General features: G+C 62.2%; 11 protein-coding genes and 2 pseudogenes. 7 read left to right on the top strand and 6 right to left on the bottom strand.

Translation table 11 applies throughout. From position 1 onward, the window contains the following. Window positions 1–37: 37 nt before the first annotated feature. A pseudogene (locus AC1DV9_RS28700) lies at window positions 38–329 on the bottom strand (type II toxin-antitoxin system ParD family antitoxin). Window positions 330–397: 68 nt separating this feature from the next. Next, a complete protein-coding gene (locus tag AC1DV9_RS28705; RefSeq protein WP_477951232.1) occupies window positions 398–871 on the bottom strand; it encodes a VOC family protein in 474 nt (157 codons plus the stop codon). A 161-nt stretch (window positions 872–1032) separates the two neighbouring features. Between AC1DV9_RS28705 and AC1DV9_RS28710 the strand changes: the two genes are divergently transcribed. The 3 genes from AC1DV9_RS28710 (at window position 1033) to AC1DV9_RS28720 (ending at window position 3962) form a co-directional block, all read left to right on the top strand. Beyond that, complete coding sequence (locus AC1DV9_RS28710; protein ID WP_477951234.1) at window positions 1033–1677, top strand: HD domain-containing protein; 645 nt, start codon at window positions 1033–1035, stop codon at window positions 1675–1677. 98 nt (window positions 1678–1775) lie between these two features. Further along, window positions 1776–3272, top strand: coding sequence for a glucose-6-phosphate dehydrogenase (zwf, locus tag AC1DV9_RS28715; RefSeq protein WP_477951236.1), 1497 nt, complete (start codon window positions 1776–1778; stop codon window positions 3270–3272). A 126-nt stretch (window positions 3273–3398) separates the two neighbouring features. After that, on the top strand, window positions 3399–3962 hold the full coding sequence (locus AC1DV9_RS28720; protein ID WP_477951238.1) for a putative glycolipid-binding domain-containing protein: 564 nt from the start codon (window positions 3399–3401) through the stop codon (window positions 3960–3962). A gap of 4 nt (window positions 3963–3966) precedes the next feature. Here the strand turns inward: AC1DV9_RS28720 and AC1DV9_RS28725 are convergent, their stop codons facing one another. Next, a complete protein-coding gene (locus AC1DV9_RS28725) occupies window positions 3967–4374 on the bottom strand; it encodes a VOC family protein (protein ID WP_477951248.1) in 408 nt (135 codons plus the stop codon). Between the two features lie 199 nt (window positions 4375–4573). Here AC1DV9_RS28725 and AC1DV9_RS28730 point away from each other — a divergent pair, with 199 nt between their 5' ends. The 3 genes from AC1DV9_RS28730 to AC1DV9_RS28740 all read left to right on the top strand — a co-directional run bounded on the left by AC1DV9_RS28730 (window position 4574) and on the right by AC1DV9_RS28740 (window position 8122). Beyond that, window positions 4574–5791 carry an MFS transporter gene (locus AC1DV9_RS28730; RefSeq protein WP_477951240.1) on the top strand — a complete coding sequence of 406 codons (1218 nt, stop codon included), beginning with the start codon at window positions 4574–4576 and terminating at the stop codon, window positions 5789–5791. Between the two features lie 112 nt (window positions 5792–5903). After that, the gene (locus AC1DV9_RS28735) at window positions 5904–6770 is read left to right on the top strand and encodes a hypothetical protein (RefSeq protein ID WP_477951241.1); all 867 of its coding nucleotides are present in this window, start codon (window positions 5904–5906) and stop codon (window positions 6768–6770) included. Between the two features lie 188 nt (window positions 6771–6958). Beyond that, window positions 6959–8122, top strand: coding sequence for an acyltransferase family protein (locus AC1DV9_RS28740; RefSeq protein WP_477951243.1), 1164 nt, complete (start codon window positions 6959–6961; stop codon window positions 8120–8122). A 3-nt stretch (window positions 8123–8125) separates the two neighbouring features. On the opposite strand, the gene AC1DV9_RS28745 is transcribed toward AC1DV9_RS28740, so the two are convergent. Next, on the bottom strand, window positions 8126–9019 hold the full coding sequence (locus AC1DV9_RS28745; RefSeq protein ID WP_477951250.1) for a LysR family transcriptional regulator: 894 nt from the start codon (window positions 9017–9019) through the stop codon (window positions 8126–8128). A 99-nt stretch (window positions 9020–9118) separates the two neighbouring features. Here AC1DV9_RS28745 and AC1DV9_RS28750 point away from each other — a divergent pair, with 99 nt between their 5' ends. Continuing rightward, window positions 9119–10534: an aldehyde dehydrogenase family protein gene (locus AC1DV9_RS28750; RefSeq protein WP_477951245.1), complete on the top strand. Its 1416-nt coding sequence runs from the start codon at window positions 9119–9121 to the stop codon at window positions 10532–10534. Between the two features lie 65 nt (window positions 10535–10599). On the opposite strand, the gene AC1DV9_RS28755 is transcribed toward AC1DV9_RS28750, so the two are convergent. Further along, a complete protein-coding gene (locus AC1DV9_RS28755; protein ID WP_112517294.1) occupies window positions 10600–10896 on the bottom strand; it encodes a hypothetical protein in 297 nt (98 codons plus the stop codon). Window positions 10897–11266: 370 nt separating this feature from the next. Beyond that, a pseudogene (locus tag AC1DV9_RS28760) lies at window positions 11267–11379 on the bottom strand (IS110 family transposase); the annotation flags it as partial.

Below are 11379 nucleotides of genomic sequence, written 5' to 3' on the forward strand. Positions count from 1 at the left end.
TCCGCTTCGGCCCGGGGATCGAAAGCGACCGTGTATTTCATTTGGCAGCGGGCTTGGCGGAGAGTCGAGCGTCCATGAAGGATTGAAGGCGCTTGCGCGTCTCTGCGATGGGGATCGCGCGGCCGGGATCGGCGTCATGCGCATCGATCGCCGGCGGCACCTCTTCCCTGCAACCATCTGTCGATCGCGGCATTTTGAGCGCTCAGGGCCCGCAGACCGGCACGAATGACCTCGCTTTCGCTGGCATACTCGCCGGATGACACTTTGTCCTTGACCATCTGGGCCATCTCGACCGGCAGTGTGATGCTCAATGCTTGCGTGGTCCGCATCCCGGCCTCCTTGATACGACTAAATCATATCAAGGTTTGATAAGTTGTTCAAACAGGCTGCTATTCCTTCACCCCCGCCTTGCCGCCTCGATCGCCGCGATGTCGATCTTCCGCATCGTCATCATCGCGTCGAAGGCGCGCTTGGCTTCCGCTGGAGAGGCTTTCAGAGCCTCGCTCAGCACGCGTGGGGTGATCTGCCAGGAGAGGCCCCATTTGTCCTTGCACCAGCCGCATTCGCTTTCCTTGCCGCCATTGCCGACGATGGCGTTCCAGTAGCGGTCGGTTTCTTCCTGGGTTTCAGTCGCGATCTGGAAGGAAAAGGCTTCGCTCTGCGGGAAGGCCGGGCCGCCGTTGAGGCCGATGCAGGCGACGCCTGCAACGGTGAATTCGACCACCAGCACATCGCCCTGCTTGCCATCGGGATAATCGCCCGGCGCCCGGACGACAGCGGTCACCGCGCTGTCGGGAAAGGTCGAGGCGTAGAAGCCTGCGGCTTCCTCAGCATCCCCGTTATACCAGAGGCAGATGGTGTTCTTGGCCATGTTGCGTTTCCTCCCCGCTTGTTGCCGTCGGGAATGACATAAGGAGCGCGGTGGATTTCTCCAGTCCTGACATCGCGATATGGCGCTTGGCGGGGTTCGATGCTACGCCACCGGCGGCCTGACCCGCCCGCCTTGCCGTCACGCAGCATGAGGAGTTTGACATGCGCCAACAGATCACCGCCGATTATCTCGAAGGCTTTCTCGGCAATCGCCGTCTGATGGAGCAACTGGCCTTCATTCTTGAGGTCGAGAAGCTGAAGACGGTGCTGCGCAGGACGCCGCTTCTGGATCGCTCGCGCGTCGAGAATGATGCCGAGCACACCTGGCAGCTGGCGCTGATGGCCATGGTGCTCTCGGAGCATTCGCGCGAGAAGGTCGAGCTTCTGCGCGTCCTGAAGATGCTGCTGATCCACGATATCGTCGAGATCGATGCAGGCGATACCTTTGCTTATGACACAGTGCTTGCCGCGAGCCAGGTGGAGCGGGAGCTGAAGGCCGCCGAGCGGATTTTTGCGCTGTTGCCGGATGATCAGGCAAAAGAATTCCGGGCGCTCTGGAACGAGTTCGAGGCGAAGGTCTCGGCGGAATCGCGCTTTGCCAATGCCATGGACCGCCTGCAGCCGCTGCTGCACAATTTCTTCACCGAGGGCGGCACCTGGGGTTCGGCCGGGGTGACGGCAGCAAGCGTCGAACGGCGCATGCTGCCGATCGGCGTGGCATCCGATACATTGGGCGAACTCAGCGCCCGGCTGATCGCGCTGGCCGTCGAGCAGGGCATCCTGGCGCCTGCGCCGCAGGGCGCCTGACATGCCGGGTGGCTGGCGCACTCTGCGTCACGCCGTCCCGCTTGCTCCCGGCGCCCCCTCGCTTATATTCGCTGCGATACGCAAGGAGCGAGACCGCCATGACCGATGCCGTGCCCACCCCGCCCGCCACGCTTGTGATCTTCGGCGCCACGGGCGACCTGACGCGGCGTCTGCTCATCCCGGCGATCATCAACCTGACGCGCAGCCGCCTGGTCGGCGACGATCTCCATATTCTCGGCATCGGCATCGATCCGGGCGATGACGAGATGCTGCGCGGCAAGCTGGACGAATTTCTCTCCGGCCTCGGCGGCGACCAGCCGATGTCGAAGGACGAGGCCTGGCTGAAGCTGCGCAGCCGCATCTCCTACCTCTCCGGCGATTTCACCAAGGATGAAATCTATGGCGAGATCGGCAAGCGGCTTGATGGCAATGCCGCCTTCTACCTCGCGGTGCCGCCGCGTTTCTTCGGCGAGATCGTCGAGCGTCTTGCCGCCAACAAGCTGACCACGGAAGGCGATAACAGCTTCCGGCGCATCGCCATCGAAAAGCCCTTCGGCACCGACCTTGCCTCAGCCAAGGCGCTGAATGCGCAGATTCTTGCCAAGGTCTCGGAAAACCAGGTTTACCGGCTCGACCATTTCCTCGGCAAGGAAACGGTGCAGAACCTGATGACGGCGCGCTTTGCCAACATGATGATCGAGGCGCTGTGGAACAACCGCTATATCGACAATGTGCAGATCACCGCCGCCGAGATCGTCGATGTCGGCAGCCGCGGCGCCTTCTACGACGCAACCGGCGCGCTGCGCGACATGGTGCCGAACCATCTCTTCCAGCTGCTCGCGATGATCGCCATGGAGCCGCCGAACAGCTTTGACGCCGAGGCAATCCGTAACGAGAAGAGCAAGGTCTTGAAGGCGCTGCGGGTCTATACGCCCGAGGAAGCAAAGACCCATGGCGTGCGCGGCGTCTATACCGCGGGCAAGCTCAACGGCGCCGATATCACCGCCTATCACGAAACGCCGCAGGTGGCGCCTGATAGCAAGACCGAGACCTTCGTGGCGCTGAAACTCTATGCCGATACCTGGCGCTGGGCCGGCGTGCCCTTCTATCTCCGCACCGGCAAGGCGATGACGGCGCGCGATACCGAGATCGTCGTCACCTTCCAGCCGGTTCCCTTCGCGCAATTCCGCGAGACCGACGTGACGCGCCGCCTGCCGCCGAACCGGCTGGTCATCCAGGTGCAGCCGGACGAGGGCATGAGCATGGAAATCTCCATCAAGTCCCCCGGCCTTTCGGTCGATACCGTGCCCGTCTCGCTCGATTTCCGCTACGCCGACAAGTTCGATATCGGCAAGATGACCGGCTATGAATCGCTGATCTACGACCTGATGATCGGCGACCAGACGCTGTTCCAGCGTGCAGACGGCATCGAGGCCGGATGGGCGGCCGTCCAGCCCTTCCTCGACCTCTGGGCCAAGGAGGGCGCGCCGGAAGCCTATGCGCCGGGAACGATGGGACCGGCCTGCGCCGACGAGCTCATCGAGCGCGATAACCGCCACTGGCACCAGATCGGCGCCGTGGCGAAGCCTTCATAACCGGATGGTTCAACGGCGACCGTAAAAATGCTAGGTTGTGCCCGGCCACAGGGCCGGGAGTTCGGCTGACGCCCCCTCTGCACGATCTCCGCAAGGCGCATCCACGCGCGTAAGGGAGGCTCTCGCATGGAAAAATCCGTCCTGTTCTGGCGCCGTACCGATATCGAAGGTTTCGAGCGTCTCACCCTGTCGATCGGCGCCGAAAGCGTCACGGCATCATCCACGGTCCTCTGTCTCGAAGACGGCGGCTTCCGGCTCGACCATCACTGGCGGCTGGACGCCAGCTGGAGCGCGCAATCGGTCGCCGTCGAGCGCTGGAACGGCCGCGACCACCGGAGGCTGACGCTGGAGCGCGTGCCCGGCGGCTGGACGGTGGACGGCCTGTGCCGCCCCGATCTCGACGGCGCCGACGAACCCGACCTCTCCGTCACCCCCTTCTGCAACACCTTCCCGATCCGCCGCACCCCGGAAACCTCAGGCGCCAGCCTGACCCTCGACACCGCCTTCATCGACGGCCCGGCGATGATGGTGCACCGCTCCAGGCAGCGCTACGACAGGCAGGGGCCGGGGCGGGTGCGCTATGTCGATCTTGGTAACTCGATCGGGTTCGAGGCGGATCTGAGGGTGGACGAGCGGGGATTGGTGTTGGTGTATGAGCATTTGTTTGAGAGGGTGACGCCCCCGGAGTGAAGCGTCAACGCTCCGGTTTCGGCCCTTTGCGGATAAGCGAACTAGAGGCATCCGGCAAAGGTGAGCGGTATGCCCGGCTGGATACTGAAATCGAGTTGCCGCAAGGATCTTTGGCATTGGCAAATTCATAGCCGTCGGCGACGTGAACGGGACCGAACGTCAACCCTTTCGCTACGCATTCGCCGCAAAACGCGCTAACATCCTGCACATCGAACACCAGCTTTACGATGGACTGCCCGCGCCGCTGCCCCTTGGCCGCGGGATGAAGTAAGATCGACCCACCGCCCGAGTTCGGAATGAGCTCGACGATCCTGTCACCTTCAAGCCTGCGAACGGTGAACTGAAAGTGCGTCTCGTAAAAGCTGGCGGTTGCCTCGATATCGGCCGCATAGATTATCACGCGATTGAACATTGCCCTTAAACCCTTTCGGCGAAGCGATGTCCGCCATTCGATCCTGCCCACTTGCGTGCCGCCAACGGCCCAGCCTACCAGCGGAAGTGTTGCCATTTCGTTCCGGCGCCGTTTGTATAGGTGGCGACGTACCGATTCTGGGGGACGGATTTGTGAGCAGGATGACAGTTGATGCGAAACCACCGGCGTGGCCTGAGCCGTGAACGCATATCTTGCCATCCTCACGATATCCGCCGCCCGCTGGTCCTATATCGCGGCTTTCATCGCCCGGTTGCCGATCGCCATGGTTCCGCTCAGCCTGCTGATCCTCGTCGAGGCGGCAACCGGCTCCTACGCGCATGGCGGCGCCGTCTCCGGAGCTTTCGCGCTCGGCAGCGCCTCGTCCGTGCCGTTCTGGGGCCGCGCGCTCGATAGAGGTCCGCACCGGCCGATCATCGGCGGGACATCCGTGATATCGGCGGCATTTCTTGCCCTGGCGTTGACCGGCACGCAGATGGAATGGGGGCTTCCTATTATCGCCGGATTGGCGCTCGGCGTTGGCCTGTTTTTCCCGCCGATAACGCCAGCAATGCGCGTTGCCTGGCGGCAGCTGGTGCCGGAAAGCTCGGGGCTGCTGGCACCTGCCTATGCCCTCGATGCAGTGGCCGTGGAGACGCTTTTCGTGCTCGGGCCCTTGGTCGTCGCGGGCCTATATGGCGGCGGTCCGGCGCTTCCCGTCATTGCCACCTGCATCCTGCTTGCGGCAGGCGGGGTTGGCTATTCCTTCTCTCCAGCGGGCCAAGCCAGCGGTGAGAAGCCCGATACGCCGACGGCAGGCGCGGCACGGGCCGTTGTTCTGCAGCCCGGCGTGCTGCTCATCGCACTCGTTGCAGCAGCCATGTCTATCGGCTTCGGGCAGATGGATGTTGCCCTGACGTCCGCAGCCCAGGCGATCTCGACGCGTGGCCTGATGCTCGGCCTGATGTTTGCGGCAGTTGCCATCGGCAGCATCGGCGGCGGATTGTTCTTCGGCGCGCGAAAATGGCGCCTTGCCGGTCATCGGCTGCTTGCCGCGTCTCTTTCCGGCTTCGGTCTTGGGCTGGCAGCCACAGGCCTCAGCCTGTGGCTGGCCTCCCCACCGTTTCTGCTTCTTCCCATTCTCGCACTCGCTGGGCTCTTCATCTCACCCAGCCTGCTCGTCATGCAGCAGATGATCGATCAGGCGCTGCCGCACGGCCGGACATCGGAAGGTCAGGCGCTGCTGAATGCCGTGCTGACGGCAGGCGGAGCGGCAGGGATGGCGCTCGGCGGTCTCTGGGCCGATATGGGGCGGCCGATGCTGGTGTTTTTCGCGGCGGCAGGAACGATCCTGGGCGGGGCCGCTATTGCCGGCTGGGCTGGTGGAAGGCTCTTACGCCATAGATCCAACCGGCGCTGACTCATTTCCGACATCCCAAAACCCGCAGGCCTAAAAATCACGCAGTTTATTCAACCCATCCTTTACGTATCGATGGCTACCTCATAGGGCACCGCGACCGCCATGAGGACACATGTTGTTTAAATTCGCTCGGGCAGGCACCCTGTTTGTAATTTTACTCGGCTCACTTGTCTTCCTGCCGCCATTCAGCGGCTATGTGCGCGACGCCGCCGATGTGTTCGATAAAAGGCCGCAGGAGACGGCGCTGTTCATCGGCAACAGCCGGACCTTTTATCACCACATGCCTGACATGGTGCGTTCGATCGCCGACTCGGCGGGCTATCCCAACAAGCTTGAGATCGTCATGGATGCCGAGCCGGGGGTGAGTCTGAAGACCCATATGGACGACCCGAATACGCAGGCTTTGCTGGCACGGCGCTGGGATCATGTCGTGTTGCAGGTGCTGAGCAGCGATCAATACAGCGCCGAGCGCTCCGGCGACACCTGGGATGTCGCCGCCGATCTGATCCGGGAGGCGCAGGGCAAGGGGTCCAGGCCTGCGATGTTCGTGACCTGGCGCTATACCGATCAGTGCAAGGATAATGAAGGCATGCCGAAATCGGCAACCGGGATTTCGCCTGCCGGCTATGCCAACATGCACCGCAATATTCAGGAACAGCATGCCCGCCTTGCGGCATCGACCGGGGTCGATCTGGTGAATGTCGGGCTCGTCTGGGAAGACCTGCAGAGCCGCCCTCAGAGTTTCACCCTCTACGATGACTGCAACCATCCATCGATCTATGGCAGCTATCTCTCGGCCTTGATGTTCTACGGCTATTTTTCAAAACGCGACGTGGCCGATGTCACCTATGAACCGCATGGAATTTCATCTGACGATGCCAAGGCACTGCGTCTGACGGTTTCCCAATATTTCAAGGAAGCGGCGCGAAACGCCGTGCCATCCGCCGATGGCGTCAGCGGGAAGTCTGGATCGACCTGAAGCGGTGACGGCTGGCCCACAGAACGATCGCGAAGTTCGGATGCCCGGCGAGGCCGGATTTCCGGCGCACATATCTCAGGTTGCCGCAAAAAATTGCGATTTGCGGACGTTCGATGCAACCTGAGAAGAAAAATTAAGATCTAATAAACATTCCTATGATTGCATTGCCTGGGTTGGGGCAAACAATCATGACGGACATCAAATCGGGCGGGCGGCGCCACGATCTCGACGCGTTGCGCGTCCTGTGTTTCGGCACGCTGATTATCTATCATACAAGTCTCGCCTATGGGACGAGGACGTGGCTGCTCAACTCCATCGACGGCAGCCGGCTGGTCGATCTGATTGCTGCCGCCTCTCATCCGTGGCGGATGAGCCTGCTTTTCTTCATCTCGGGGCTCGTCACGCGGTCGCTTCTGCGCAGCCGATCTGTCAGTGACATCCGAGGGACGCGAACGCGGCAATTGCTGCTGCCCTTCACGCTGGGCGTTCTTCTTGTTGTCCCGCCCCAGATATATCTTTCGGAGTTCAATCCTTTTCCCGGCCTCTCCTATTGGGAGTTCTGGAAAGCCTTCATGGTCTCCGGGCTAACGCTCGAGCACCTCTGGTTCCTGGCCTATCTCTGGATCTACGTCTTCGCCTGGTCGTTTCTCTGGCCTTACCTTCAGAGGGTCTGGCCGAACCTCCCGTCCGCATTCGCAAATTCGCTCCGCGGCGTAAACCTCTTCCTGATCCCGATCATTCTGCTTTCCGCCTCGAGACTCTGGCTATACCCGATCTTCGGCGAGACGCGGGCGATACACACCGACGTCTATGCCCATCTCGTCTATTTCTCGATGTTCATGGCCGGCTCGCTGCTGATGGAGGAGTCGACGTTCTGGCGTGAAGTCGACCGGCAGAGATGGCTTGGCGGCGCTCTTGCCATCATCTCTTTTCTGGTCGTTGCGGCAGCCGTCGTTGCCGTCCCGCGGGAAGATTGGCCGGATGCCGTCGTCGTCCTGGTGCGGATTGCCAGATCGATCTTCCAATGGTGCGCCATCATCGCATTGCTGGGCTTTGCCGGCAGGATGGCCAACCGCCCCAACCGGGTGATCGCATTCCTGAACAGATCGATGATGACCTACTACGTGGCCCACCAGACCGTCATCATCATCGTTGCCCATCAGATTTCGAAAATGGGCCCGTTGGATATTCGATCCTTTGTCCCAGTGGTCCTCTTGAGCACACTCGGCTGCGGACTGATCGGCGAGGCACAGAGGCTGATAAAGGCCTTCCTTTCGCCTCTTATCGCAAGGGCGATGGCCTTGATAAAACCGCCTCTGAAAACAGCGACATCGGGGGCCACAGCGGATTGACTCTCAATCCCATCTGACCTCCCGGACCAGCTCGACAAACGCCCTGAGCTTGGCCGGAATATGCCGCCGCCCGGGATAATAGAGGCACAGCCCCGGATAGGGCGCCGTCCAATCTTCCAGCACGCGGATCAGGCGGCCGGAAGCCAGGTCTTCGCCGACCTGCCATTCGTTGAGGTACGCAACGCCCGCGCCTTCTCTCGCAGCGCGCAGGATGAGGTCGCTGTCGTCGAGCATCAGCGTGCCGGGCACATCCATGGTGAATGCCTCGCCGCGCCGCTCGAACTCCCAGCGGTAAATGGTGCCGCTTGCCATGCGGGCGCGGATACAGCGGTGGGTTTCGAGATCGGCGGGGGTCTTGGGGATGCCCTTCTCTTTGAAATAGCCGGGTGAGCCGGCGATGACAGGGCGGATGAAACGGTTGATCGGCACGGAGATCATATCCGGCGGCACGGCTTCCAGGATGCGGATACCGGCGTCGAAGCCCTTCGCGTTGATATCGACAAGCGCGCCTTCGGTGGCGATTTCGAGCTGCATGGCCGGGTAGCGCCTGAGATATTCGACGGCGAGCGGCGCGACGATCATCCGGGCGGCGCCGATGGAGGTGTTGATCCTCAGCGTGCCCGAAGGCTCGGAGCGGTGCTCGTCGGCCTGGTCGATAGCGCGGCGGATGGCCGATAGCGCCGGGGTCACCTCGGCCACGAACTGCTCGCCAGCCGAGGAGAGCGTGACGCTGCGGGTGGTGCGGTTGAAGAGGCGGACGCCCAGCCTTGCCTCCAGCGTGGCGATCTGCTGGCTGAGGGCCGAGGAGGAAATCGAGAGGTCGCGGGCAGCAGCGCGGAAGCCGCCTTTGGCAGCGACGGCGATGACCGCTTCCAGTTCCGCCAGCGTGCCGCGCATCATTGTCCTGATCTCCTTATCAGCTCGTCCGTTATTGAGCAGCTTATCAGATCAATCGGCCGGTGCCAGATAGGGCGTATCGCATAAAGGAGAAAAGCGATGCGCAACATTACTCAGGTCTATATCGACGGCGCCTTCGTGACGCCTCAGGGCGAGGAAATCGCCGAGCTCTTCAATCCCTCGACCGAAGAGAAGATCGGCACCGTCAGGCTCGGCAACCGCGAGGATGCGCGCGCCGCGATCGCCGCCGCCAAGCGCGCCTTCCCGGCTTTCTCGCGCACCAGCAAGGAAGAGCGGATCGAGATGCTGCAGCGTCTGGCCGCTGCGGTTTCGGCCCGCGCCGAAGAGATGACCGCGGCAATGGCCGAAGAATACGGCGCCCCGCAATATTTCACCGGGTTTTCGGTCCCCTACGCTGCCTCGGCATTCCTGAAGATGGCGGAAGTGCTGGAGACTTACGACTTCACCCGCACGATCGGCCGCGCCGCGGTGACCATGCAGCCGTTGGGCGTCGTGGCGGCGATCACGCCGTGGAACAGCAATTATGGCTTCATCTGCGCCAAGCTGGCCACCGCGCTGGCTGCGGGCTCCACCGTCGTCATCAAGCCGAGCGAGATGAGCGCTATCCAGACGCAGCTGATCACCGAATGCCTGCATGAGGCAGGGCTGCCCAAAGGCGTGTTCAACATCGTCAACGGCCGCGGCGATGTCGTCGGCGCCGAGTTCAGCAGCCATCCGGATATCGCCAAGGTGAGCTTCACCGGCTCGACCGCCGTCGGCAAACAGATCCTGCGCTCCGGCGCCGAGACGATGAAGCGCGTGACGCTGGAACTCGGCGGCAAGGGACCGAACATCATTCTCGACGATGCCGATCTCGACAGCGCAATTCCGGCCGTGCTGATGATGGGGCTCATGAACAGCGGCCAGGCCTGCGTCGCCGGTACCCGCATTCTTGTCCCGGAAAGCCTGATGCCCGAGATCCTGCCGCGGCTGAAATCGGGCATCGAAGCGATCAAGACTGGCAACCCCGATGATCCCGAGGTCAAGGTCGGACCTATGGTGAGCCAGAAGCAATACGACCGGGTGCAATCCTATATCCGGCTTGGCGAGGAGGAAGGTGCGGAGATCCTCACCGGCGGCAGCGGGCGGCCCGAAGGCTTGGACCGCGGCTGGTTCGTTCGCCCGACGATCTTTGCCAATGTGCATAACGAAATGCGGATCGCCCGCGAGGAAATCTTCGGCCCGGTGCTCTCGGTCATCCCCTACAAGGACGAGGCGGACGCGATCAGCATTGCCAACGACACGAGCTATGGGCTGCAGGCCTATATCCATTCCAGCGACATCGATCGCGCCAGGCGGGTCGCCGAGCAGATGGAATCAGGCCGCGTGGTGATCAACGGCGCGCCGCACGAGCCGCTTGCACCCTTCGGCGGTTTCAAGCAATCGGGCATGGGCCGTGAGTTCGGAACCTTCGGGCTTGAGGCGTTTCTCGAGCCGCGAGCCATTCTGGCTTAGGCGCAGACGCCGACATCCCGCCCGCAAGGCTGCGGGCGGCGTGGCGCAACAGGCAATCGGCAGCCCTAGTTCGTCCGGTCCGGGCAGGCCGCGTTGACAGTGCCATCGCGGCGCGTCTGATGCGTGCTGTCGCGCTCGCACGGCGCTCTCCAGCTCGACGGGCGCAGGATGGTGATGCCGCCGGTTTCGATCGGATCGAGCGGTATTTCCAGGCCGCTTTGCTGCGCGTCATAGGCCGGCGACGTGCCGGGAGGCGGGCTGCCATCGAACCGGCCGTTGGTATCGACACCCATGCTCGACTGGGCAAAGGCCGGGGCTGCAATGAGAAGCACTATGGATGTGATTGAAATGAGCCTGCGCATGATCGTTATCCTTCCGGTGTGATCATCGCGGCTGAAACAGCCGACGGGGCGGTTTTGTTCCCTGCGTCAGCGGGGTCTGGCGATCAATATTTGGAGATTGGAAATGCGGGGTTAAGCGAGCCTGCGGCTGTGTAATTCCGGGGCTTGGTGCGGGTGAATGGCTGCGTTGTGAAGAAAGTGATTCAACGCGTTTGAGCGGGATGCGATGAATGGCGGGGATGTATTTGAAAATGCATTGCTTTCTCTGGACGTTGGCCGCGCCCCCTCATCCGGCCCTACCGGGCCACCTTCTCCACGTTGGGGCGAAGGGGAGTAGAACGGTTCGCGCCAGCATCCCTTCTCCCCGAGGGGAGAGCGACTGTCTTTGGCGTCAAGCGCTTTGCCATGGTTTTGCGTCCCGGATGATAGCGTTGAGGATGGTGAGGAGCTTTCGCATGGTTGCGACGAGGGCGACGATCTTCGGCTTGCCGGCTGCGACGAGCC

The organism is Rhizobium sp. 01L410 (assembly GCF_056400165.1).

What these genes read in the sequence shown, in the direction of transcription:
- AC1DV9_RS28740 (WP_477951243.1), top strand. Translation starts at nt 6,959, where the DNA reads ATGACGGACATCAAATCGGGCGGGCGGCGCCACGATCTCGACGCGTTG.
- AC1DV9_RS28710 (WP_477951234.1), top strand. Translation starts at nt 1,033, where the DNA reads ATGCGCCAACAGATCACCGCCGATTATCTCGAAGGCTTTCTCGGCAAT.
- AC1DV9_RS28755 (WP_112517294.1), bottom strand. Translation starts at nt 10,896, where the DNA reads ATGCGCAGGCTCATTTCAATCACATCCATAGTGCTTCTCATTGCAGCC.
- AC1DV9_RS28705 (WP_477951232.1), bottom strand. Translation starts at nt 871, where the DNA reads ATGGCCAAGAACACCATCTGCCTCTGGTATAACGGGGATGCTGAGGAA.
- zwf (WP_477951236.1), top strand. Translation starts at nt 1,776, where the DNA reads ATGACCGATGCCGTGCCCACCCCGCCCGCCACGCTTGTGATCTTCGGC.
- AC1DV9_RS28745 (WP_477951250.1), bottom strand. Translation starts at nt 9,019, where the DNA reads ATGCGCGGCACGCTGGCGGAACTGGAAGCGGTCATCGCCGTCGCTGCC.
- AC1DV9_RS28725 (WP_477951248.1), bottom strand. Translation starts at nt 4,374, where the DNA reads ATGTTCAATCGCGTGATAATCTATGCGGCCGATATCGAGGCAACCGCC.
- AC1DV9_RS28750 (WP_477951245.1), top strand. Translation starts at nt 9,119, where the DNA reads ATGCGCAACATTACTCAGGTCTATATCGACGGCGCCTTCGTGACGCCT.
- AC1DV9_RS28720 (WP_477951238.1), top strand. Translation starts at nt 3,399, where the DNA reads ATGGAAAAATCCGTCCTGTTCTGGCGCCGTACCGATATCGAAGGTTTC.
- AC1DV9_RS28735 (WP_477951241.1), top strand. Translation starts at nt 5,904, where the DNA reads ATGTTGTTTAAATTCGCTCGGGCAGGCACCCTGTTTGTAATTTTACTC.